The sequence below is a fragment of the Rhodoferax sp. genome (genome assembly GCF_030646845.1).
GTDB lineage: Bacteria > Pseudomonadota > Gammaproteobacteria > Burkholderiales > Burkholderiaceae_C > Rhodoferax.
In genome coordinates this window covers 61,716-85,061 of the sequence record NZ_JAUSLE010000028.1, presented here as the reverse complement: position 1 = coordinate 85,061, position 23,346 = coordinate 61,716, and the positions used below count along the sequence as shown (strand labels likewise).

General features: G+C 62.5%; 21 protein-coding genes and 1 pseudogene. 14 read left to right on the top strand and 8 right to left on the bottom strand.

Annotated elements, in window-relative coordinates; genetic code table 11:
• Nucleotides 1-6: 6 nt before the first annotated feature.
• On the bottom strand, nucleotides 7-702 hold the full coding sequence (locus Q7T10_RS07650; protein ID WP_304747296.1) for a transglutaminase family protein: 696 nt from the start codon (nucleotides 700-702) through the stop codon (nucleotides 7-9).
• A 203-nt stretch (nucleotides 703-905) separates the two neighbouring features.
• Here Q7T10_RS07650 and Q7T10_RS07645 point away from each other — a divergent pair, with 203 nt between their 5' ends.
• From Q7T10_RS07645 to Q7T10_RS07635, 3 genes and pseudogenes are all read left to right on the top strand, one after another.
• Nucleotides 906-1,733 (top strand): chromate resistance protein ChrB domain-containing protein, encoded by an 828-nt coding sequence (locus Q7T10_RS07645; RefSeq protein WP_304747295.1) that lies wholly within the window; start codon nucleotides 906-908, stop codon nucleotides 1,731-1,733.
• Nucleotides 1,730-3,175: a chromate efflux transporter gene (gene chrA / locus Q7T10_RS07640; RefSeq protein ID WP_304747294.1), complete on the top strand. Its 1,446-nt coding sequence runs from the start codon at nucleotides 1,730-1,732 to the stop codon at nucleotides 3,173-3,175. The genes Q7T10_RS07645 and chrA overlap by 4 nt, the downstream gene beginning before the upstream one ends.
• 61 nt (nucleotides 3,176-3,236) lie before the next feature.
• Nucleotides 3,237-3,909: pseudogene (locus tag Q7T10_RS07635) on the top strand (hydroxypyruvate isomerase family protein).
• Nucleotides 3,910-3,930: 21 nt separating this feature from the next.
• On the opposite strand, the gene Q7T10_RS07630 reads toward Q7T10_RS07635, so the two are convergent.
• From Q7T10_RS07630 to Q7T10_RS07620, 3 genes are read right to left on the bottom strand one after another with little or no spacing between them, the layout of a single operon-like run.
• Nucleotides 3,931-5,229 carry a TRAP transporter large permease gene (locus tag Q7T10_RS07630; RefSeq protein ID WP_304747293.1) on the bottom strand — a complete coding sequence of 433 codons (1,299 nt, stop codon included), beginning with the start codon at nucleotides 5,227-5,229 and terminating at the stop codon, nucleotides 3,931-3,933.
• On the bottom strand, nucleotides 5,226-5,696 hold the full coding sequence (locus Q7T10_RS07625) for a TRAP transporter small permease (protein WP_304747292.1): 471 nt from the start codon (nucleotides 5,694-5,696) through the stop codon (nucleotides 5,226-5,228). The genes Q7T10_RS07630 and Q7T10_RS07625 overlap by 4 nt, the downstream gene beginning before the upstream one ends.
• A gap of 8 nt (nucleotides 5,697-5,704) precedes the next feature.
• Complete coding sequence (locus Q7T10_RS07620; RefSeq protein WP_304747291.1) at nucleotides 5,705-6,727, bottom strand: sialic acid TRAP transporter substrate-binding protein SiaP; 1,023 nt, start codon at nucleotides 6,725-6,727, stop codon at nucleotides 5,705-5,707.
• 223 nt (nucleotides 6,728-6,950) lie between these two features.
• Here Q7T10_RS07620 and Q7T10_RS07615 point away from each other — a divergent pair, with 223 nt between their 5' ends.
• Together Q7T10_RS07615 and Q7T10_RS07610 are read left to right on the top strand one after the other, a co-directional pair.
• Nucleotides 6,951-8,930 carry a methyl-accepting chemotaxis protein gene (locus Q7T10_RS07615; RefSeq protein ID WP_304747290.1) on the top strand — a complete coding sequence of 660 codons (1,980 nt, stop codon included), beginning with the start codon at nucleotides 6,951-6,953 and terminating at the stop codon, nucleotides 8,928-8,930.
• A gap of 14 nt (nucleotides 8,931-8,944) precedes the next feature.
• Nucleotides 8,945-9,787, top strand: a complete 843-nt coding sequence (locus Q7T10_RS07610) for an alpha/beta hydrolase (RefSeq protein WP_304747289.1) — start codon at nucleotides 8,945-8,947, stop codon at nucleotides 9,785-9,787.
• Nucleotides 9,788-9,801: 14 nt separating this feature from the next.
• Here the strand turns inward: Q7T10_RS07610 and Q7T10_RS07605 are convergent, their stop codons facing one another.
• A complete protein-coding gene (locus tag Q7T10_RS07605; protein WP_304747288.1) occupies nucleotides 9,802-10,971 on the bottom strand; it encodes an MFS transporter in 1,170 nt (389 codons plus the stop codon).
• A gap of 184 nt (nucleotides 10,972-11,155) precedes the next feature.
• Between Q7T10_RS07605 and Q7T10_RS07600 the strand changes: the two genes are divergently transcribed.
• From Q7T10_RS07600 to Q7T10_RS07565, 8 genes are all read left to right on the top strand, one after another.
• Entirely contained in the window at nucleotides 11,156-11,446 is a 291-nt protein-coding gene (locus Q7T10_RS07600; RefSeq protein WP_304747286.1) for a DUF2249 domain-containing protein, read from the top strand.
• Between the two features lie 173 nt (nucleotides 11,447-11,619).
• Nucleotides 11,620-12,678 carry a peptidase U32 family protein gene (locus tag Q7T10_RS07595; RefSeq protein WP_304747284.1) on the top strand — a complete coding sequence of 353 codons (1,059 nt, stop codon included), beginning with the start codon at nucleotides 11,620-11,622 and terminating at the stop codon, nucleotides 12,676-12,678.
• A gap of 2 nt (nucleotides 12,679-12,680) precedes the next feature.
• Nucleotides 12,681-13,595 carry a U32 family peptidase gene (locus Q7T10_RS07590; RefSeq protein WP_304747282.1) on the top strand — a complete coding sequence of 305 codons (915 nt, stop codon included), beginning with the start codon at nucleotides 12,681-12,683 and terminating at the stop codon, nucleotides 13,593-13,595.
• An 18-nt stretch (nucleotides 13,596-13,613) separates the two neighbouring features.
• Nucleotides 13,614-14,087: an SCP2 domain-containing protein gene (locus tag Q7T10_RS07585; RefSeq protein WP_304747280.1), complete on the top strand. Its 474-nt coding sequence runs from the start codon at nucleotides 13,614-13,616 to the stop codon at nucleotides 14,085-14,087.
• A gap of 19 nt (nucleotides 14,088-14,106) precedes the next feature.
• On the top strand, nucleotides 14,107-14,511 hold the full coding sequence (locus Q7T10_RS07580; RefSeq protein ID WP_370653745.1) for a putative zinc-binding protein: 405 nt from the start codon (nucleotides 14,107-14,109) through the stop codon (nucleotides 14,509-14,511).
• Nucleotides 14,502-15,122 carry a UbiX family flavin prenyltransferase gene (locus Q7T10_RS07575; RefSeq protein WP_304747277.1) on the top strand — a complete coding sequence of 207 codons (621 nt, stop codon included), beginning with the start codon at nucleotides 14,502-14,504 and terminating at the stop codon, nucleotides 15,120-15,122. Before Q7T10_RS07580 ends, Q7T10_RS07575 begins: the two co-directional genes overlap by 10 nt.
• 6 nt (nucleotides 15,123-15,128) lie before the next feature.
• Nucleotides 15,129-16,613, top strand: coding sequence for a 4-hydroxy-3-polyprenylbenzoate decarboxylase (ubiD, locus tag Q7T10_RS07570; RefSeq protein ID WP_304747275.1), 1,485 nt, complete (start codon nucleotides 15,129-15,131; stop codon nucleotides 16,611-16,613).
• 82 nt (nucleotides 16,614-16,695) lie between these two features.
• Nucleotides 16,696-17,982, top strand: a complete 1,287-nt coding sequence (locus Q7T10_RS07565; RefSeq protein WP_304747273.1) for an acyl-CoA dehydrogenase family protein — start codon at nucleotides 16,696-16,698, stop codon at nucleotides 17,980-17,982.
• Nucleotides 17,983-18,082: 100 nt separating this feature from the next.
• Here the strand turns inward: Q7T10_RS07565 and Q7T10_RS07560 are convergent, their stop codons facing one another.
• The 3 genes from Q7T10_RS07560 to Q7T10_RS07550 form a co-directional block, all read right to left on the bottom strand.
• Complete coding sequence (locus Q7T10_RS07560) at nucleotides 18,083-18,760, bottom strand: hypothetical protein (RefSeq protein WP_304747272.1); 678 nt, start codon at nucleotides 18,758-18,760, stop codon at nucleotides 18,083-18,085.
• A gap of 200 nt (nucleotides 18,761-18,960) precedes the next feature.
• Nucleotides 18,961-19,710 carry a 16S rRNA (uracil(1498)-N(3))-methyltransferase gene (locus Q7T10_RS07555; protein ID WP_304747270.1) on the bottom strand — a complete coding sequence of 250 codons (750 nt, stop codon included), beginning with the start codon at nucleotides 19,708-19,710 and terminating at the stop codon, nucleotides 18,961-18,963.
• A gap of 68 nt (nucleotides 19,711-19,778) precedes the next feature.
• Complete coding sequence (locus tag Q7T10_RS07550) at nucleotides 19,779-20,867, bottom strand: aminoglycoside phosphotransferase family protein (RefSeq protein WP_304747269.1); 1,089 nt, start codon at nucleotides 20,865-20,867, stop codon at nucleotides 19,779-19,781.
• A gap of 89 nt (nucleotides 20,868-20,956) precedes the next feature.
• On the opposite strand from Q7T10_RS07550, the gene Q7T10_RS07545 reads away from it, so the two are divergent.
• Nucleotides 20,957-23,341, top strand: coding sequence for an LPS-assembly protein LptD (locus Q7T10_RS07545; RefSeq protein ID WP_304747267.1), 2,385 nt, complete (start codon nucleotides 20,957-20,959; stop codon nucleotides 23,339-23,341).
• Nucleotides 23,342-23,346 lie beyond the last annotated feature (5 nt).

The following is a 23,346-nucleotide window of genomic DNA, read 5'->3' as shown; positions in this document are numbered from 1 at the left end:
CGGCGCTTAACCGGGTTTGGCTTCAGCGGCCACATCAGCTGAAAAGTCTGCGCTTTGCAGTTGACTGGTGGCGTCTCCACCCGGCAGCCAGTTTGCATAAATTTCGCGGAACGTCGCCACAATTTCCGCGAGTGGCAGGTCGTTGAAGGTGCCGCGCTGTTTCACATACTCCATGTGCCGGTTGCCAGCCCGGTCAAACGGGTGATAGATCGAATCGCTGGTGCCATCAAATTCGAGCGGCAGCAGTCCGAATTTCTCGCACAGCTGCACATTGAAAGCCGGCGTCGCCTTGCGCCATGCGCCATCGAGCCAGATGTCGGTGTAGCCATGCCAGGCAAAGACGTCCGTCTTCATGGTCTGGCGCATGCGTTCGGTCGAGAGGTGGTTGCGCACGTCAGCAAAGCCCAGGCGGGCCGGAATGCCGGCGGCGCGGCAGACGGCGGTGAGCAGCGTGGCCTTGGGCACGCACCAACCCCAACCCGCGGCGATGACCGAACTGGCCGTCATGCCCGCGGCTGACAGGTCAATGCGGTAGGGGTCGTAGCGAAAGCCGTCCCGCACCGCGTAGTACAGGGCGATGGCGCGCTCGCGGTCGGTGCTGCCGCTGGCGTGTTCCCGGGCGAAGGCCTGCACGGCTGGGTGGTCGCTGTCAACCAGTGCCGTGGCTTGGAGCGTGTCGGGGTGGGGCGGTGTCGGGTTCATGGCACATTATGTTGGCAGAGAGCCCCGAATTCGGCCGACGCGTGGGTCACAGCACGTGTTGCCGGTCGCTGAGCAAGCCGTCATGCAGGGTTGAACGCGCTATGCTACATTTCGCCTGTCGGGGTGTCAGCTCCCCGGCATCAGGCCTATTAGGGTCTCAAGACGGTGTCCCGTCCAAATGCTGCAAACTTGATTGGACTTTTATGGACACCACAAAACCGCCTTCCTATTCCATTTCCCCGACCGCGCTCGCTGCGCAATTGCGCGGACCCGTTGCGCCATTGGTTGTTGATGTGCGTAAGAACGAGGCCTTTGATGCCTCCGCGTACCTGTTGCCAGGCGCTTTGCGCCGCGACCCTTTGCAGGTGGCGCAATGGGCGGCGACGCTGCCGGTCGTCGCGTCGGTGCTGGTGTATTGCATCCACGGACACGAGGTGAGCCAGGGCACCGTGACGGCCTTGCGCCAGCGCGGCATCAACGCGTCTTTTTTGCAGGGCGGCATCGAAGCGTGGCGTGAACAGACCCTGCCCCTGGTGGCCAAACCCGTGGGCAATGGCACACGCTGGGTGACGCGCGAGCGCCCGCGCATCGACCGTATTGCCTGTCCCTGGCTGGTCCGGCGTTTTGTCGATGCCGGCGCGCAATTCCTGTATGTGCCCACCGACCAGGTGGCGGCCGTGGCGCAGCGCGAAGTGGCCATGGCGTACGACGTCGGGCCGCACGTGGCCAGCACGCTGTTCACGCATGAGGGCGAGCGGTGCAGTTTCGACGCGTTCATCAAACACTACGGATTGGCGCAGGACGCGGCGCTGCTGCGCCTCGCGTTGATCGTGCGCGGTGCCGACACCGACCGGCTCGACTTGGCGCCCCAGTGCGCCGGCCTGGTGGCTGTCTCGCTGGGCATGGCGCGCACCCACTCCGAAGATGCCGCCATGCTGGAGACTCTGATGCCCGTTTACGACGCCCTGTACGCCTGGTGCCGCGATGCGGTGGCGGGCCAGGATGAAAAACACACCTGGAAGTCGGCATGAGCGCGCGTCCGTCCAGCAAAACGATCGCTGCCGGTGTCACGTCAAGTCAGCAGGCGGCGCCGGTGGTGTCGTTCTTCGACGCTTTCAAGTTCTGGCTCCGCCTGGGGTTCATCAGCTTCGGCGGGCCGGCCGGGCAGATTGCCATCATGCACCGCGAGCTGGTGGAAGAAAAACGCTGGATTTCCGAGAAGCGCTTCCTGCATGCGTTGAACTACTGCATGCTGCTGCCGGGCCCGGAGGCGCAGCAACTGGCCACCTACATCGGCTGGTTGATGCACCGTACCTGGGGCGGCGTGGTGGCGGGCGGGCTGTTTGTGCTGCCTTCGCTGTTCATTCTGATCGGCTTGAGCTGGATCTATGTGGCCTTTGGCAGTGTGCCGTGGGTGGCCGGGCTGCTGTATGGCATCAAACCGGCGGTGGCGGCGATCGTGCTGCAGGCGGTGCACCGCATTGGCTCCAGGACATTGAAGAAACCATCAACAGCCCCCGTGTTATGGGCGGTAGCAGCTATCAGTTTTGTAGCAATTGCCTTCTTGGACGTGCCTTTTCCGTGGGTGGTGCTGGCGGCGGCGCTGACCGGCTGGCTCGGCCAGCGCTGGGGGCTTCGGCAGTTTGGGCACGCGGGCGGGCACACCGCCGGCGGCAATGCCGGGCGCCAGCAGGCGCGTGCGGCCCAGGCGGGGCAAGACCATGCGCCGTTTGTGATCGGAGACGCCACACCCACGCCGCCGCACGCGCGCTTCAGGAAATCACGTCTGGCCAAGGTTCTGCTCATCGGCGCGGCCTTGTGGTTGCTGCCGATGGGCGCACTGGTCGCGTGGCAGGGCTGGGGAGGGGCGCTGACCCAAATGGGCTGGTTCTTCACCAAGGCCGCGCTCTTGACGTTTGGCGGCGCATACGCCGTGTTGCCCTACGTGTACCAGGGCGGCGTGGAGCAGTTTGGCTGGCTGACCGGGCCGCAGATGATGGACGGCCTCGCCTTGGGTGAAACCACACCCGGCCCGCTGATCATGGTGGTGGCGTTTGTCGGCTTTTTGGGCGGCTGGGCCAAGCAGGTGCTGGGGCCGGACGCGCTGTTTCTGGGGGCGGCACTGGCCGCGGTGGTGGTGACCTGGTTTACCTTCCTGCCGTCCTTCCTGTTCATTCTGGCGGGCGGCCCGCTGGTGGAGTCGACCCATGGCAAGCTGCACTTCACCGCACCGCTGACCGCCATCACCGCCGCCGTGGTCGGAGTGATTGCCAGTCTTGCTCTGTTTTTCATAGTGCATATCGCATACAGGACGGGGGCTGCAGGCACATTTGCCTCAAAAATAGATTTTGTGGCACTGGCCCTGGTGGCCCTGGCGGCGCTGGCGCTGCTGCGTTACAAACTGGGCGTCATTCCGGTGATTGCGGCCTGCGCGCTGGCGGGGCTGGCGGTGCGGCTGACGGGTCTGGGCTGACGCCGCACGCTGGCCATGCCTGTGCGACACTTTGCGCCCCGCTCCAAGTCTGAACTACGCCATGCCCCGTTTTGCCGCCAACCTGTCCCTGCTGTACCCGGAGTTGCCCTTTCTGGAGCGCTTTGAGGCGGCGGCCCGGGACGGTTTCAAGGCGGTGGAGTATCTGTTTCCCTACGCCTGGGCGCCGGAAGAACTGACGGCCCGTCTAAACGCCCATGGCTTGCAACAGGTCCTGTTCAACGCGCCGCCGGGTGGCACGGACGAATCCTCCATTCAGCGGGCGTGGGAGGTGGGCACCCGGGGTGTGGCCTGCATTCCGGGCCGCGGCTCAGGCGGCGAAGCAGGGGGTTGACGTGTTGATCGAGCCAATCAACACTCGCGACATGCCGGGCTTCTTTCTGAACCGCCAGGACCATGCGCATGAGATCGTGCAAGAAGTGGGTGCGCCCAACCTCAAGGTGCAGATGGACTTGTACCACTGCCAGATCGCGGAAGGTGACGTGGCGATGAAACTGCGCCAATACCTGCCGAGCGGCCGCGTCGGCCATATCCAGATTGCGGGGGTGCCGGAGCGGCACGAGCCCGATCTGGGCGAACTCAACTACCCGTACCTGTTCTCGGTGCTGGACGAGTTGGGCTATGCCGGCTGGGTCGGTTGTGAGTACCGGCCTGTGAGAGGGATGCAGGCCGGTAGCACCTCAGCCGGACTGGGCTGGCTCAAGCCCTACCTGTGACACCGGGCCCGGCGGATCACATCAGCCCGTCACGTAGCCCATGGTTTGCGGCAGCCACAGCACAATTTGCGGAAACAGCGTCAGCAGCAGCAGCGCCAATAACAGCAGCAGCGTGAATGGCCAGCCTTCGCGCACCATGTCTTTGAGCGGAATGCCGGTGAGCGCATTGGTCACAAACAGCAGCATGCCAAACGGCGGGGTGATCAGCCCGATCATCATGTTGACCACCACCACCACGCCGAAGTGCACTAGGTCAATGCCCAGCAGCCTGGCGGTCGGGATCAGCATGGGCACAAACACCAGCAGCATGACCGAGACGTCCAGAAAGCAGCCCAGCACCAGAAACACCACGTTCACCAGCAGCAGGAACTCAAGTTGACCCAAATGCAGGCTGGCCACCCACAGCGCCAGGTTGCCAGGCACTCCTTCGGTGGCAAAGGCGTAGTTCAGCAGGTAGGCCGAGGCGATGATCATGGTGATGACCGCGCTGGAACGCAGCGACTCCAGCGTCACAACAAACAGGGCTTTGGGCGTGAAGGCACGGTAAACGACACCAGCCAGAATCAGGGCGTGCAGGGCCGCCACGGCCGCCGCTTCGGTGGGGGTGAAGGCACCGGAGTAAATGCCGGCCAGCAGCACCACCGGCAAGGTCAAGGGCAGAAAGCCGCGCAGCAGAATGCCGGGCAGGTCACGGGCTGGAATCGGATCATCCTTCGGCATGTTGCGCCGGGTGGCAATGAAATGCACGCCTGCCATCAGCAGCGCGGCGATTAGCAGGCCGGGCAGCAGGCCGCCCAGGAACAGCGCCCCTACCGAGGTGCCGGACACCAGGGCGTAGATCACCATCGGGATCGACGGCGGAATGATCGGGCCGATGGTGGCGCTGGCTACCACCACGGCGCCGGCAAAGCCGGGTGTGTATTCCGGGTGTTTGAGCATCTGCTTGATGGTGACCAGGCCCGGCCCGGCCGCGTCCGCAATGGCGCTGCCACTCATGCCGGAGAAAATCACACTGACCAGAATGTCCACCTGCGCCAGCCCGCCGCGCATGCGCCCCACCAGCACGCGCGAGAACTCGAACAGCCGCTCGCTGATGGTGCCGGCGTTCATCAGGTTGGCGGCAAACACAAACAGCGGCACGGCCAGCAGCACATAACCGTTGTACAGGCCGTTGAGCACTTGCTCGGCGGCCAGCCCCACGTCATGCCCCTTGACGACCAGGTAGGCAATGCCGCTGGCCAGCATGGCAAAGGCGATGGGCGCGCGCAGCAGCATGCCTGCCACCAGCACCAGCAACAGGGTGATCAGGGCTGTGCTCACAAATGCCTCCGCCAGTCGCGGCCCAGCAGGCGGTAGATGCGCAGGGCGTAGCGCACGGTGAGTGCCAGCAGCAGCAGCGCAAAGGGTGCAAAGACCCAGTTGAAGGGCAGGCCCATGACCGGGGTGGACTCGCGTCGCATGAAGTAGATGTAGTCCAGCGAGCCGGGCAGGCCCCACGCCGCCAGCACGCCGATCAAGGCGCAAGCGGCCAATGCCATGGCCCGCTGCACCTGCGGACTGGCATGTTGGTACAACAGATCAAAGGCGACGTTTTCCCGGTCCTTGCACACCAGCGCCGCGCCCCAGAGAATGGCCCACAGGTACAGAATGACGGCGGCCTCATCGGTCCAGGCCAGCGGCTGATTGAAGCCGAAGCGCGCCGTCACCTGCACGACAAACACCAAAAACAGCAGGGTGAACAGCAAGACTCCGACGGCATTCGCTCCCTGGCGCAAGAATTGGAACATGGCGCCGCCTATCGGGTAGCGTTGATGCGATCCAGCAGCCCCTTCGGCCAGACCTTGGCGTAGTCGGACTGGAGGTAGGTGGTCTGCACCGATTTGCGGAACGCATCCACGTCCGGCGTGGTCACGCTCAAGCCCTGACGCTTGAAGTAGTCCACCATCTGGTTTTCATCGGCGATGCGTTTTTCGTTGTTGTAGCTGGCGGCGGCCTGGGCCGCGCCTTGAAGCCTGCCTTTTTGTTCCGCGTTCAGCGTGGCCCACAGTTTGTTGGAAACGCCGATGAACAGCACATCCACCAGGTGGCCGGTGAGCGTGATCTGTTGGGTGACTTCATAAAACTTGGCGCTTTTCACCGTGGGCAGCGGGTTGTCCTGCGCGTCGATGGTGCCGGTTCGCAGACCCAGGTAGACCTCGCCAAACGCCAGTGGTGTCGGCGTGGCACCCAGCGCCTCGCCCAGAAACAGCCACTCCTTGCTGCCGGGCATGCGCAGCTTGACGCCCTTGAGGTCGGCCGGCGTTCTGACGTTGCGGCGCTCGCGCAAATTGAGCTGGCGTGTGCCGTAATAAAGGGGCGCCAGCACCGTGATGTCCATCTTCTCGCTGACCCGCTTGAACAACTCTTCACCAATCGGGCCGTTGAACACTTTCATCAAATGGGCCGGGTCGCGAATCACGTAGCCGGCGGTGAAGATGGAGAATTCCGGCACGAGTTTGGCAATGTCAAAGGCTGACAGTGTCGTCATTTCCAGATTGCCGCGTGCCATGGCCACCGGCTCGGCCCCCTGCTTGAAGAGGGAGGCATTCAGGCTGATTTGCACATCGAACTGGCCGGGGGCCGTTTTTCCCAGTTGCTCTTTCATGACCGTCCACATCCTGGCGTGCCAGTCGTCCGGGACGGCTGGCGTCGAAATACGCAGCAGTTGGCGGGCCTGGGCGAACGCGTGGTGCGTCGCCAGACCCAGTGCTGTGGCCAGGGTCAACCAGGTGCGGCGCCGGATGACTGGGGTGTTTGATCGGGAGATTGATGGAGTCATAGGCTTTGGTTCTTGTACGGAAATCGGGCGTTGGCAAAGGCGAAACTATCGCACGATACGCTCCCGGTATTTTCATGCCTCGGTGTTATCCAGCAGGCGGAGCACAGATGAACCCCATTAGACTCAGGTCGACGGCACCTCCCGGTACCGGAACCACGGTTTCCAGCCATACGCGAGGCTGAAGAGCCTGGGCCCTTCTCATAACTCTCCGAAAGACGTCGACATGGATCAATCCACCGCTCAAAACCAGTCAGTTGCGCGCAGGCTGGCGCTGTTGTCCCTTGGCGGGCTGGCTGCCGTGCTGCTGGCGGTCAGTGTTGCCATCGGCGTCATTGAACAGCGCAGCACGCACGCCCTGATGGAGACGTCGGTGGCCGAGCGCGTCCAGAGCATTGTGGCCGTGGCCGATGCGTCCGATCAGACCAACCGCGAACTGGCGTTGCGTTCCTACAAGAGCTTCCGGCAGGATTTCGATCCAGTGCCCACCCTGAATGAAGCCACGGGTGAACTCAATAGCTATGGTGCGGTCGTCAACAACGACACCGGCGCCGTGGATAAATACACCCGGGACACGGGCGGGGTGGCCACGGTTTTTGTCAAAAAGGGGGAGGATTTCTTGCGCATCACCACGTCCCTCAAGAAGCAGGACGGGGAGCGCGCTTTGGGAACATTGCTGGACCGCACCCACCCGGCCTACAAGTTGGTGTCGGCGGGCCAGGCCTACACAGGGCCTGCAGTGCTGTTTGGCAAGGCCTACATGACCCACTACGACCCGATCAAAAACGCGGCGGGGGCTGTCGTGGGGATCTTTTTCGTGGGCAGTGACATTTCGCTGCAGCAGGCGGCCGTGGAAAAGCAGATTTCGGAGATGCGGTTTTTTCAGAGCGGGGGCGTCTATTTCATCAATTCGCCGGGTCCGCTGGCCGAGGCGCGCTTCACCGTGCATCCGACGGCCAAGGGCAAGAAGGTTCTGGAAGCCTATCCGCAGGCTGAGAAGTTCTTGGCGGCCCTTGCTGCAGCGCCGGACGGGTATGTGCGCGATGCAATCACGGTCCTGGGAGACAAGACGGCCGACAAATGGGCGGTCATGCGCAAGACCAAATCGGGCGCGGGATGGCTAGTCGCGGAGGTATCCGAGAGCGAGTCCATGGCCAGGTACTGGACCAACATGGCCGTCATCTGGGGACTGCTAGCCGCGACCACCGTCTTGCTGGGTGTCGGGCTTTACGCGCTGGTACGTCGCACGGTAAGCCAACCGCTGGGTGAACTCACCGGCGCCGTCACGGCAGTGGCCCACGGCGATTTGACGCAAGCCTTTCATACGGATCGACAAGACGAGATCGGTGCATTGGTGAATGAGGTTGAAGGCATGCGACAGCGCTACCTGCAAGCCCTGTCGCAAGTGCGCGCTTCGGTCGACAGCATCGGCACGGCCAGTTCCGAGATCGCCAGTGGCAACCAGGACCTGAGTGTGCGCACCGAGCAGACTGCAAGCAACCTGCAGCGCACGGCGTCGAGCATGGAGCAACTCACCGGGACCGTGAAGCAATCCGCCGATGCCGCGCGACAGGCCAACCAGCTGGCAGCGTCCGCCGCAGAAGTGGCGGCACGCGGTGGTGCCGTCGTGGGCCAGGTGGTCACCACCATGAACGAGATCAACCAAAGTTCCCGGAAAATTGCTGACATCATCAGCGTCATTGACGGCATTGCCTTTCAGACCAACATCCTGGCCCTGAACGCGGCCGTGGAGGCGGCCAGGGCCGGTGAGCAGGGCCGCGGATTTGCGGTGGTGGCCAGTGAAGTGCGCAGTCTGGCGCAACGCAGTGCCGAGGCGGCCAGGGAAATCAAGACCCTGATCGGGGCGTCGGTTGAGCGAGTCGAGTCGGGCTCCAGACTGGTGCAAAACGCCGGCAACACGATGGATGAGATCGTTGGCTCGGTCAAACGGGTCAGCGACATCATTGGCGAGATTTCGGCCGCTGCGGCCGAGCAGTCGGACGGCATTGGCCAGGTCAATACCGCCGTGAATCAGCTGGACCAGATGACGCAGCAAAACGCGGCGCTGGTGGAGCAGTCGGCGGCGGCGGCGGAGAGCCTGCGCGATCAGGCGCAGCGCCTGGCGCAGGCGGTGGCCGTGTTCAAGCTGACCGGCGCCGGGGTGACTGAACTGCGACCGCGGGCATTGGGCCATTCATCAACCTGATAATTGACCGACTTATGAATACCGAAAGCACGCTCACCACCTTTGTTGCCAGCGATGGCGACAACGTTGCCATTCAGGATTGGCCGCTGGGTCCGGGCAGGACCTTGCGGGGCGTCGTCGTCCTGGTGCACGGATTGGGCGAACATGCCGGCCGTTATGACCATGTGGCCCGTCAGCTCAATGACTGGGGATTTGCCGTGCGAGGGTATGACCAGTATGGCCATGGCGAGTCGGGCGGGCCACGTGGCGGCCTGCCCACCGACAACCGTTTGCTGGACGATCTGGCCGATGTCATCGACAGCACCCGGGCGCGCATGAAAGCCAGGACGCCGCTGATATTGCTGGGGCACAGCATGGGCGGTCTGGTGGCGGGGCGTTTTGTGGCGCTGGCCATCCGGCCGGTGGAGGCCCTGGTCATGTCTTCGCCTGCGCTGGACCCGGGGCTCAATGCCGTCCAGAAACTGCTGCTGGCGGTACTGCCCAAAATCGCTCCCAACTTGCGGGTCGGCAACGGCCTGGATGCCTCGCTCATTTCACATGACCCGGCCGTTGTGGCGGCTTACCGCGCTGACAAACTAGTGCATGACCGTGTGTCAGGCCGGCTCGCGCGCTTCATTGCGGAGGGCGGGCCGGCCACGGTGGCATTGGCGCCGACCTGGAAATTGCCCACGCTGTTGATGTACGCCGGGGCCGACAAACTGGTCAACCCGGCGGGCAGCCGGGCCTTTGCCGCAGCCGCTCCGAAGCAGGTGGTGAGCTCACGCTGCTTTGAGACGCTCTACCATGAGATCTTCAATGAGCTCAATCCCGAGCCCGTGTTTGCCGCGCTCAAGCAGTGGCTGGATGCCCGGTTCTAGATCCGCAGGGGGCCTCAAGCAGCCAGCGCGCGGCGCTGCTGCGTCCACAGCCAGACCAGTGACGCGGCGGTCAATGCGACCGGCACCAGCGAGCCGTAGTTGAGCAGCGCCCAGCCGCGTGTGGTGACCAGCACGCCGGAGGCAAATGAGCTCAGGGCCAGTGTGGCGAACACAAAGAAGTTCAGGGCACCCTGCGCCCGGTCTTTTTCTTCGGGCGAGTAGGTTTGCAGCGACAGTGTGGTGCTGCCGGTGAACAGGAAGTTCCAGCCCACGCCCAGCAAAAACAGCGCAATCAAAAACTGCTGCAGTTCAACGCCGGACAGCGCCACCACGATGCACAGCGCGTTGAGCGCGACACCCACGCCCATGATGGGCAGCGTGCCAAAGCGCTTGATCAAATGGCCGGTGAAAAATCCCGGTGCAAACATGCCAATCACATGCCATTCCAGCACCAGCGCCACGTCGGAAAAAGGCAGGCTGCACTGCTGCATGGCCAGTGGCGTGGCCGCCATCAGCAGGTTCATCACGCCGTAGCCCAGGGCGCCGGTGGCGGCCGCCACTATGAAGGCGGGCTGGCGCATGATTTCGCTCAGCGGCCGGCCTCCGCTGCCGGATTTTTTGGGCAGTGGCGGCGGGAAATCAATGAAGCTGAGGATGACCATGGACAGCAGGGCGACGGCAGCCAGGGCGATGTAGGCCCCTGCAAAGGGCGCGTTCATCATGGTGCGGGTCTGCTGGGCCAGGTTGGGCCCGAGCACTGCCCCAATCAGGCCGCCGGCCATCACCAGCGAGACGGCCTTCTCGCGCCAGGCCGGCTCGGCCAGTTCAGCCGCTGCAAAGCGGTACAGACCCGCGTTGGCGTTGTAGTAGCCCGCGATCACCGTGGCGACGCACAGCAGCCAGAAATCCTTGTTCACGGCGGCGTACGCGCACAGCAGGCTCGATGCCAGCGCCACTGCCAGGCCCAGCTGAAACGACATCTTGCGACCAAATCGGTGCTGCGTTTTGGCCACCAGCCCGGTGGACAGGGCGCCGCCGACCACATAGCCCATGACCGGCAGGGTTGCCATCCAGCCCAGCGGCGCCAGGCTCAGACCCACCAGGCCGTTGATGGCGATGAAGGTCACGTTGTTGGTCAGGAAAAGTCCCTGGCAGATGGCCAGCAGCCAGAGGTGTCGGTTCATGGAGGATGTTTGATGTAGCGCAAGAATTGACTTGCATTCTCCCAGTTTTGTCACTGAGCGTGCTCAAAGATTCATCCTGTAGATTGCTTTTTCTGCCTTTTGCGACTACATTAAAGAGGCATTATTAGTACATGTTTGTAAGCCGTTTTGTTTGACAAAGCCAATCCAGTTGAAAGACCATCCCATGACTGCATCCCTCGCAAGCGCCATCGATCTGCGCCAGATCGCCCCGCCACAGCGGCATTCGTTGATATTCAACAGTTTCGAGGCCCTGCTGCCGGGGCAGACGATGGAGTTGATCAATGACCACGACCCGCAACCCCTGAATGAGCAGTTTCAGATGCGTTCGCCCGGTCTTTTCAGCTGGAGTTACCTGGAAAAGGGCCCGCAGGTGTGGCGCGTCCAGATCGGCAAAAGCGCCAAGGTTGCGAGCGCGGCTTCCGGTGGTTGTTGCGGCGGCGGTTGCGGCGGTTGACTCCCGCCAGTTGAGTCATGGTTGGTTGGGCGATTTCATTTAACTCCCACTTGGTTGACCCAAGTCATCGGACCTCTGCGTGAGGTCTGATACCTTTGCTCCATGAAAAACTGCCTGCCTGTCGGGGCGGGTAACGAGACACCCGGTAACGGTGACCCATTTCCAGGCCCAAGATGAATTCCATCGTCGACCGTTCTCCTGCATCTCCGGTAGATGCCCCTGTCACAGCGTCCATGGAACTGGTCTGCCCGGCAGGCAGCCTGCCTGCCCTCAAAGCCGCTGTCGACCATGGCGCGGATTGCGTTTACCTGGGCTTTCGCGACGCCACCAACGCACGCAATTTCGCCGGCCTGAATTTCGATGAAGCGGCCATCAACACCGGTATCCGCTATGCGCATGACCGGGGTCGAAAAGTATTGCTGGCCCTCAATACCTACCCGCAGGCGGCCAGTCCGCAGGTGTGGCGCAACGCGATTGACCGCGCGGCGCAGAGCGGTGTCCATGCCGTGATCCTGGCGGACCCGGGTTTGATGAGCTACGCCGTCAAGCACCACCCGGAGCTCAGACTGCACCTGTCGGTTCAAGGGTCCGCCACCAATTACGAGGCGATCAATTTTTACCATCAGCACTTTGGCATTGCCCGCGCCGTACTGCCGCGCGTGCTGTCGCTCACCCAGGTCGAGCAAGTGGTCGAAAAAACCCCGGTCGAAATCGAAGTTTTTGGTTTTGGCAGCCTGTGCGTGATGGTCGAGGGGCGCTGTGCGCTGTCTTCCTATGTGACGGGCGAGGCGCCCAATACCAACGGCGTGTGCTCGCCGCCCAAGGCGGTGCGCTGGACGGAGACGCCACAGGGGCGCGAGTCGCGTCTGAACGGTGTGCTGATCGACCGCTACGCGGCTGGAGAAAACGCGGGCTATCCGACCCTGTGCAAGGGGCGCTTCGACGTGGGGGACGAGAAAAACTACTACGCGATTGAGGAGCCCACCAGCCTCAATACACTGGCCCTGCTGCCCCAGTTGATGAAGATGGGTGTGCGGGCCATCAAGATTGAAGGGCGCCAGCGCAGCCCGGCCTATGTGGCGCAAGTCACCAAGGTGTGGCGCGAAGCCATTGACAGCTGTCGTGACAACCCGCACCGCTATTCCGCCAAGCCGGCCTGGATGAGCGATCTGGACAAGGTGGCCGAAGGTCAGCAGCACACCTTGGGCGCCTATCACCGACCATGGAAATGAGCATGAAACTCGCATTAGGGCCCTTGTTGTATTACTGGCAGCGCGATGCGGTGTTCAGTTTCTATGACGCCATTGCGGCATCACCGGTGGATATTGTGTATCTGGGGGAAACGGTCTGTTCTCGTCGCCACGAGCTGCGGTTGGCCGACTGGTTAAGCATTGCCGCGCGTCTACTGGATGCCGGCAAGGAGGTGGTGCTGTCCACCCAGGTGCTGATCGAATCGGGCGCCGATGTCACGGTGCTGCACAAAATCACCGACATGTCGGTCAATGGCGATTTCACGGTCGAAGCCAATGACATGGGGGCCGTGCATTGTCTGTCGGGCAAATCCCCCTTCATCGCCGGCCCTCACCTCAATATCTACAACGTGCCCACACTGCAGTGGATGGCAGGTCTGGGCGTCAAACGTTGGGTGATGCCGCTGGAGATGGGGCGTGACGACCTGGCGCTGATGCAGCAGGGTCGCCCTCAGGGCCTGGAAACCGAAGTCTTCGCCTATGGCCGCATGCCGCTGGCATTTTCCGCGCGCTGCTTCACCGCGCGCCACCGCAATCTGCCCAAGGATGATTGCCAGTTCAGTTGCCTGGACCATGCCGATGGCTTGATGATGCGAACCCGTGAAAGCGAGGGCTTTCTTGTTCTCAATGGCACGCAAACCCAGTCGGCCCGTGTGTACAACCTGTTGCCTGAACTGGACGCCATGCGCGAGTTGGGTGTTGATGTTGTGCGGATCAGCCCGCAGTCGCAACACACCGTCGAGATTGTCAATTTGTTCCATGGCGTGTTGACGCACCAAGCCACCGCCGTTGACGCCATGCAGGCGATGGCGGGTCTGATGCCGGATCAAGGGTGCAATGGCTACTGGTTCGGCAAGCCCGGGCTGGAGCAGCTGGCGGCTCAGCCAGAACATGCGTAGAAGCTGGAGGTCCCCACCATGAACGCCAGTCCGTTTCTGTTACCCCAACCTGTGGGACATCTCTTGTCCCGCCTGCCGGCCTATCCGGGGTCCATGCTCTTTGTGACTGGCCTGAACCTGGCGCTGGCGCGCATGCTGGCGCTCGATGTCACGCAAATGCTGCTGGGCAAGAAGCTGCGTCTGCGTGTGACCGATGCCCAATGGGCATTTGATTTTGAATGGGTCAACGGCAGCTTCTCAGCCAGCCAGAACAAGGGTGCAGCCGACCTGACGATCAGCGCCAGTGCCTATGACTTTGTCTTGCTGGCGCGCCGTCAGGAAGACCCGGACACGCTCTTTTTCAGTCGCCGGTTGTCCATGGAGGGTGATACCGAGCTGGGCTTGCTGGTGAAGAACACGCTGGATGCGATTGAGTTGCCAGTGCTCAATTTAGAGCAATTCAAGCCGGCGCAGTTGCTGGCGCGCTTGAAGGCAAGACGGGCGGCCCGCTGACATAAACGCAGTGATGTCCATGCGCCCGGCCAAATACCATCTGCCGCTTGTCTATTCCTGCTCCGGTTGCTCCAGCGCAGCGCAGCTGGCCAATCATGTGGCCCTGCAACTGGATCGACGCGGTGTGGCGGAAATGTCCTGCATTGCCGGTGTGGGCGGTGACGTGCCCTACCTGCTGAAGATCGCCAATTCGGGGCGCCCCATTGTGGCGCTGGACGGTTGTCCGCTGGCCTGCGTCAGGAGCTGCCTGTCCCGCCATGCCATCGAGGCCGACCGGTATTACCAGTTGAACCAGTATGGCGTGAAGAAGCGTTACCACGCCGACTTTGACCCCGGAGAGGTCGAGGCCCTGATCACCCGCGTCATGGCGGACCTGCAGGTATCTCCGCGGACTGTCGCCGGATCGGGCAGCCTGTGCACCTAGTCCCGCCATCTCCCCAAAAACGCATCGTCGTCGCCATCTCCGGTGCCAGCGGTGCCGTGTATGGCGTTCGTCTGTTGCAGGTGTTGCGTGAGATGGGCGATGTCCAAACCCACTTGACAGTGTCTGATGCGGGCTTCCTGAACCTGCAACAAGAGCTTGACATGGACCGCGCGCAAGTCGAGGCTCTGGCCGATGTGGCGTACCCGGTGCACGATGTGGGCGCGGCAATAGCCAGCGGTTCATTCCAGTGTGACGGCCTGGTGGTGGCGCCCTGTTCCATGCGTACGCTGGCAGCCGTGGCCTTGGGCCTGTCAGACAACCTGATCGCGCGGGCCGCTGATGTCATGTTGAAGGAACGGCGCCGACTGATTTTGATGGTGCGTGAAACACCGCTGAACCTGGCGCATCTGCGCAATATGACCAGCGTCACTGAAATGGGGGGCATCATCTTCCCGCCCTTGCCCAGTTTTTATCACCGACCGCAGACCCTGGCCGACATGATCGATCACACAGTGAGCCGGGTGGTCGATTTGCTGGGACTGCCCCAGCCACAGGCGCCACGTTGGCAAGGTCTCAAGGTGGCCGCGCAGAGCGAGCCCGGCGCTGACTAGGCGACCATGATGTACCGCGACTTGAGAGACTTCATTGCCCAGCTCGAACAGTTGGGCGAGCTCAAGCGGGTGAGTGCAGCGGTCTCCCCCCATCTGGAGATGACCGCGTTGTGCGACCGCACCTTGCGTGCAGGCGGCCCCGCCTTGCTGTTTGAGAATCCGACCGGGTACAGCATGCCGGTGTTGGGCAACCTGTTCGGTACGACGCGCCGTGTTGCTTTGGGCATGGGCGTGGCCGACGTCAGCGAGTTGCGCCAATTTGGCCATGTGCTGGCCGCACTCAAGGAGCCCGAGGCACCGAAGGGTTTCAAAGATCTGATGGGCATGCGCAGCATGGTGAAAACCTTGTGGAACATGGCACCCAGAGAGTTGCGCAGCGCCGCCTGCCAGGACGTGGTGTGGGAAGGGCAGGACGTGGACCTGGCCCGCTTGCCCATCCAGCATTGCTGGCCCGGCGATGTAGCCCCGTTGATCACCTGGGGCCTGGTGATCACCAAAGGGCCGCACAAGGAGCGCCAGAACCTGGGCATTTACCGCCAGCAGGTATTGGCGCGCAACAAGGTCATCATGCGCTGGCTGCCGCATCGCGGCGGTGCGCTCGATTTTCGGGAGCATGGGGTGCAAAACCCCGGCCAGCCCTACCCGGTGTGCGTGGCGCTGGGGGCCGACCCGGCCACGATTCTGGGCGCAGTGACGCCAGTGCCCGACAGCCTGTCGGAATACCAGTTTGCCGGTTTGCTGCGCGGCAGCCGTACCGAAGTCGTCCGTGCGCTGGGCAGCGAATTGCGGGTGCCCGCTTCGGCAGAGATCGTGCTGGAAGGCCATATCTATCCGGATGCAACCCACGCCAGTGGGTTCGAACATGCAGTGGAAGGCCCGTTTGGCGACCACACTGGCTACTACAACGAAACGGCCGAGTTTCCGGTGTTCACCATCGACCGCATCACGCTCAAACGTGAGCCGATTTACCACTCCACCTATACCGGCAAGCCGCCTGACGAGCCCGCCACGCTGGGGCTGGCCTTGAATGAGCTGTTTGTGCCGTTGCTGCAGCGCCAATACCCCGAGATCACTGATTTCTATTTGCCGCCCGAAGGTTGCAGTTACCGCCTGGCGGTGGTGAGCATCAAGAAGTCCTACCCTGGCCACGCCAGGCGCGTGATGTTTGGCATCTGGAGCTATCTGCGCCAGTTCATGTACACCAAGTTCATCGTGGTGGTCGACGACGACATCAACATCCGCGACTGGGCTGATGTCATCTGGGCCATCACCACCCGGATGGACCCGACGCGTGACACCCTGCTGGTGGACAACACGCCCATCGACTACCTCGACTTCGCGTCCCCGACAAGCGGCCTGGGCAGCAAGATGGGCATGGACGCCACCAACAAGTGGCCCGGTGAGACCCAGCGCGAGTGGGGGCGTCCCATGCAGATGAGCGCCGAGGTGACAGCCAAAGTGGAACAAGTTTGGCAGACTCTGGGCTTGTGACGGCGATTTCCCTGGCGTGCCTGGCGCGGCAGCGCTGAATCGTCGCGCTGGCAAGAGCATCGCTTCACCAGAAAGGCCACCCATGGATTTCGAGTATTCACCGAAGGTGCAGACCTTGCGCCAGCGCCTGGAAGACTTCATCGATCGGTACGTGCTGCCCTACAACGGCGCGTGGCATCGCTCGGTGGCAGAGGGCGTCTTTCCGCCCCCCTTCATGGAGGACCTCAAGGCCTTGGCCAAGTCGGAGGGCTTGTGGAACCTTTTCCTGCCGGGTCTGCACGACGATGAGCCCGGCGAGCGGCTGAGCAACCTGGAATACGCACCATTGGCCGAGATCATGGGGCGACTGCCGTGGGCCTCGGAGGTGTTCAACTGCAGCGCACCCGACACCGGCAACATGGAATTGCTGCACCTCTTTGCAACTCCCGAACAGAACCGGCAATGGCTGCGCCCCTTGCTGGATGGCGAGATACGAAGCGCGTTTGCCATGTCCGAACCGGACGTGGCCTCATCGGACCCGACCAACCTGCAGACCCGCATGCGCCATGACGGCGGGCAACTGGTGCTCAATGGCCGCAAATGGTTTATCACCGGCGCCGCCCATCCGAACTGCAAGTTGTTGATCGTGATGTGCCGCAGTGGTGAAGACGAGGCGGAGAAACATGACCAACACAGCATGGTGCTGGTGCCCTTGGACACGCCCGGCGTCACGCTGGTGCGCAACATTCCCATCATGCAGCACCACTCGCCCGAGGGGCATTGCGAAATCGTGTTCCGTGACGTGCACGTGCCACTGACGAATCTGCTGGGCCAGGAGGGCGCCGGTTTTGCCATGGCGCAGGCGCGCCTGGGGCCGGGGCGCATTCATCACTGTATGCGCACTATTGGCCAGTGTGAGCTGGCGCTTGCTTTGATGTGCGACCGCACGCTGGAGCGCCGGGCTTTTGGGAAGTATCTGGCCGACTTTGCCAACGTGCAGGAGTGGATTGCCGAGTCCCGCCTGGAAATCGATCAGGCCCGCTTGCTGGTGTTGCGTGCCGCCTGGCGGCTGGACCAGGATGAGAGCGAATGCGATCGCAGGCAGGGCAGGGTGGATGTGTCCGCCATCAAGGTGGTGGCGGCCCGGCTGCAGACGCGCGTGGTCAATCGCGCCATGCAGGTGTTTGGTGCCATGGGGCTGTCGCCGGACACCCCGCTGGCCTATTTCTGGACCTGGGGCCGGGCCATGCACCTGCTCGATGGCCCGGATGAAGTGCATTTGCGCACCGTCGCTCGTCATGAACTGGACGAGGCGCGGCAATGCCGTGGTGCGACATCGGCCTACTTCACATTGCCCGACCAACTGCTGGCCGAGCCGCGCATCCGGTAGCGCCATCTTCTTGCCAATCCATTGGCCATGGCGTGTGGTGATGCAATCGTTGAGGCGATGATCGCCTTGACCTGAGGTCTTCCGGTCAAATCGAGCCGGTTCAGCGGCGTCCAGCCGACCTGCTGTCGAGCGGCGTCAGGAAAGAGTTTTCCTGCCATCCGCTCGAGAGATGGCTGTCGCCCGACGAATCGGATGCCTCGCCGGGTGTGGCATCGAGGGGGACAAAATCACTGTTCTTTTGCTGGCGTTGCCGCAGCAAAGCCGTTTGCAGGTTGGCGCGACTTTCGTTGAATGCGCCTTGGCGGCGTGCACGCTCAAGGTCCTGCTTGATGGCCACCTGGTTGCCAAGAAAAGCGATTCGGATTTTGCTCACACTCGGCAGATGCTCGGGGTCGACAACCCAGTAGCCGATATTGCACTGGGACAGCAAGGTATGCTTGAGTTTCTGGTTGCTCAGTGACAAGCCCATCGGACCCGGAACATCGACGCAGCCGATGACATGGCCTTCGGGCGTGCACACGGTGAAGGTGCAGTTGACGCCATTCAGCAACTGGAACCAGTGTGGTCCTTCTTCCTTGTCCTGGGGCAGGGTGAAACGGGTCACCGGCATCTTGAGCATCACATGATGATCAAAGAACGAACGAACAAGCCAGTGCCAGGCGAGATGCTCCTGCTGACTGACGAGGGACCGCACTGCCAGAGGCCATTTTCTGGGAATACGCTGTTTGGCAAGTTCGGTCTTTTTCTGCCACCACGCGTAAAAAGCCGCGCCCAGCATCAGCCCTGTCAGCAAGGTCAAGCCGATCGTCAACATCCCTGAAAACTTGTACATCTCTCGTGCTCTTTTTGGTTTGGACGAGTGTACGGGCTTTAAGGCAAAAATCGCGGATGTTGTTGTGAGTTGCCTGCGGATAGGCGAACTGTTAACCAAAAAAACGGCGGCAGCGAGCGCAATGACCGGTCATTGCGGATGCATCGTCACCCTATCAGCAATGCCGCCAGGGCGGTCAGGGCGGCTGTCTCAGCGCGCAACACGCGGGGCCCGAGCGTGACGGGCGCGAAGCCGCCGGCCAGGGCCGCCTCTTCCTCGGTGGGGCTCAAGCCCCCCTCCGGCCCCGACAGAAAGGTGATGCTTCCGGCCGCTGTGCCCGGGACGCTGACCGCGTCACGCAAGCCTTGCGTTCCCGGACGCAGGGACAGCAGCAGCGCCCGTCCTGTGTGACTGGTGGACTGCGCCTTGATCCATGCGGGAAAACCCATGACCTCGTGAATGACGGGCACCCGGTTGCCGCCGCATTGCTCGCAGGCCGCCACCGCCACGCTCTGCCAGTGCGCCACTTTTTTTTCAGCCCGCTCACCGCTGAGCCGTAGCACGCTGCGCTCGGTCATCAAGGGCTGGATGCTGGCCACGCCCAGCTCGGTCGCCTTTTCTACCAGCCAGTCCATACGGTCATTGGCTGGCATGCCCATGGCCAGATGCACGGCGCGGGCGGCTTCGCGTTCCACCGGGTGGTGGGTGCCGACCTGCACCTGCACGTCGCTGCGGCCCATGCGCGTGACGGTCGCCTCGAACTCGCCGTTGCCAGCCGGAATGCCGGGCCCGCCATTGAACAGTGTGATGGTGTCGCCGGGCTGCAGGCGCAGCACCTGCACGTGGCGCGCGGCGCCCGGGGGCAAGTCCAGCACGTCACCGGTGGCGAGAGAGGTCGGGCAGTAAAAACGGGGCATGAGAGGTTGTTGCTATAAAAATGATGGCTAATAGCGCATATTCTGCGAGGGCTGGAGCACTATTTTGTTCAGACCCTGCCAAAGGCGTAGCCGCTGGCGGACTCAATGCCCTCGACGCGGTCGATCAGGCGCAGCAGCGGTTTGAGTTCGCGGTAGCGGGCGCAGGTGGCGCGCATGTAGTTGATAAAGCGGGGCGTGTCGGCCAGGTACTGCGGCTTGCCGTCGCGCAGCGTGAGGCGGGCGAAGATGCCGGCCACTTTCAGGTGGCGTTGCAGGCCCATCCATTCCACGCCGCGGTAAAACTCGCCGAAGTCGTCGCCGACTGGCAGACCGGCCTTGCGTGCTTTTTCCCAGTAGCGGATGGTGATGTCGAGGCAAAAGTCTTCTTCCCAGCTCAGGAAGGCATCGCGCATCAGGCTGGCAATATCGTAGGTGATGGGCCCATACACCGCGTCCTGGAAGTCCAGCACACCCAGGCGCATCTGCGGCCCGTCGCCCGAAATCATAAGGTTGCGCGGCATGAAATCACGGTGCACATAGACGCTGGGCCAGGCCAGGTTGCGCTCAACAATGAGTTTGAACGCATCGTCGAGTGTGCGTCGCACGTCGCCCTCGACGGCCACGCCCCGGTGCCGGGCCAGATACCAGTCGGGAAACAGTTCCAGCTCGCGCCGCAGCAGTGCTTCGTCGTAGGGCGGCAGCACACCCGGGCGTGAGGCGGTTTGCCAGGCAATCAGGGCGTCAACCGCCTGCAGGTACAAGCCCTGGTTGGCACCGGGCTCGTCCCGGTTGATCACCTGCATCATGGTCTGCGCCCCGAGGTCGCTCAGCAGCATGAAGCCCCGCGCCTCGTCCCATGCCAGCACTTGCGGCACATGCAGATGGGCCTCATTCATCAGCTGTGCGACTTTGACAAAGGGGCGGCAGTCCTCCTTGTCCGGGGGCGCATCCATGATGATGCGGCTGCCCTGCGCCGAGTCCACACGGAAGTAACGTCGAAAACTGGCGTCGGCGGAGGCGCTGCGCAGCGAGTTGATGACCAGGCCATGGACGGGCACCAGGGCGCTCAGCCAGTCGTTGAAATCGGTGGCGCGCTGCGCGTCAGACCAGACGGGGGCAGTGAACAGGGTGGGTTCGGAAGGGGGGGCTTGGCTCATGGATAATCCATTCTACAAACCCGAACGCGTCAGTGTTCGTTTCCAACCCGCTTCACGACCGATACTGCCCCTGCCCGATGCGCCTCCTGATGCACGACCTGACACACAGGGTGCCCCATTTCCGTTATGCCCGAAGCCCGGTCGCCCTGGTCGCATGGGCATTGCTGCAGGCGACGTCGCTTGGCGCCCAGGAGGTATCAGCGGCCGCGGATGAGGCGCCGCTGTTTCTCAAAAGCAGCCCTCTGCTGGACGAGCAGATTTCCCCCTCCTCGCGCAGCGCCTTGCCCACCTTCATCATTGGCGACCGCCTGTACGGACGCCCCGACCTGGAAACCGTGGTGGAGGGCGACGCCGTGCTGCGCCGTGGCGACATGGTGATCAAGGCGGACCGGCTGGAGTACTACCAGCCGGATGACCTGGCCAAAGCCCTTGGCAATGTCCACATCAACCGCGCAGGCAATGTGTACGAAGGGTCGCTGCTGGAGCTCAAGCTCGACACCTTCGAGGGATTTTTCAACGAGACAAGCTACCACTTTCTCAACAATGACGCGCATGGCGAAGCCGACCGTGTTGATTTCATCGATGACAAACGGGCGGTCATCCGCAACGCCACATACACCACCTGCCGCCGCCTGCCGGGCCCGAGCTGGATGCCGGACTGGATCCTGCGTGCCAACACGATCCGCATGGACAACGAAGAAGACGTGGGTACGGCGCAAGGGGCGTTACTGTCGTTCAAAGGGGTACCCCTGCTGCCGATCCCCTACATCACCTTTCCGCTGAGCGACCGGCGCAAGTCAGGTTTCATGCCCCCGACCCTGGGGCTGGACAACGTCAACGGGGCCGAGGTGTCTGTCCCGTACTATTGGAATATCGCGCCAAACCGCGATGCAACCTTCACCCCCAGTGTGATGAGCAAGCGCGGGGTGAATCTGGCGAGCGAGTTTCGTTATCTTGAAGCGGACTATGCGGGACAGATGCGCCTTGATCTGATGCCTTCCGATCAGCTGCGCGAGCGCAATCGCTGGGGCCTGTCCTATGCCCATCAGGGCACGTTGAAAAACCGGCTGACGGACAACGGTCTGGCCTTGAATCTCAACCTGAACCGGGTGAGTGATGACAATTACTGGCGCGACTTCTCCCGCACCGGGGCGTCACTGACGCAGCGCCTGTTGGCCAATGACGCCTCGCTGTCCTGGACCAATGGCTATTTCGCCAGTAGCGTGCGCATGCTCAAGTGGCAGACGCTGCAAGACCCGGCGGCACCGATCGCGCAGCCCTATGACCTTGCACCCCAGTTGACCACGCGCTATGCCCGCAGCACAGCCAACGGGATCGACTACTCGGTGGTTGCCGATTACTCGCGGTTTCAGGCAGACAGCCTGCTGTCGGCGCAGCCCAATGCCAATGGCCAGCGCGCCTACTCGCTGCTGCAGGTCAGTCGTCCCTGGATGGCGCCCGCCGGGTTCATCACGCCCAAGCTGCAGTTGCACGTCAGCAATTACCAGCTGGATGCGCCGTTGGCCAACGGCGCCAACTCCGCCAGCCGCGTGGTGCCCACCTTCAGTCTGGACAGTGGTCTGGTGTTTGAACGCGACGCCAGCTATTTTGGCCGGGCCTTTCGCCAGACCCTCGAACCGCGGGCCTTCTACGTCAACACACCGTACCGCGACCAGAGCCTGCTGCCCGTTTACGACACGGGTGCGAATGACTTCAATTTCGCGACCATCTATACCGAAAACGCCTTCGTTGGCAACGACCGCATTTCTGACAGCAACCTGCTGACGCTCGGGGTGACCACGCGCCTGCTGGACCCGGATACCGGCGCCGAGGCAGCACGCTTTGGCGTCGCACAGCGCTTGCGCTTCAAGGATCAGAACGTGACCCTGCCCGGCGGCGCTCCGGTGGTTGACCGCATCAGCGACGTGCTGCTGGGGGCATCTGTCAACTGGAACCCGAAATGGGCTTTTGACTCCACCGTGCAGTTCAACCCCAAGACAGAACAGTCCGTGCGTGCCACCATTGGTGCGCGCTACAGCCCGGGCAACTACCGGGTGGTGTCCGCCGCCTACCGCTACCAGCGTGACCTCAGCGAGCAGCTGGACGTGGGCTGGCAGTGGCCGGTGAATGATCTCTGGGGCGACCGGGGGCAGGAGCTGGGAGCCGGACGGGGCCAGGGCGAGGGACGCTGGTACAGCGTGGGCCGACTCAACTACAGCCTGAATGAGGGCAGACTGGTCGACGCAGTCATCGGCTTTGAGTACGATGCCGGCTGCTGGCTGGGCCGTGCGGTGCTGGAGCGGCTGCAGACCAGTACCTCGTCTGCCACGCAGCGCATCATGTTCCAGCTTGAATTTGTCGGGTTCACCCGTCTGGGCGTCAACCCACTGAAGACCCTGAAAGAGAATATTCCAAATTACCAATACCTGCGAGAGCAAACCAGCGCTCCCAGCCGATTCAGCAATTACGATTGACCCAT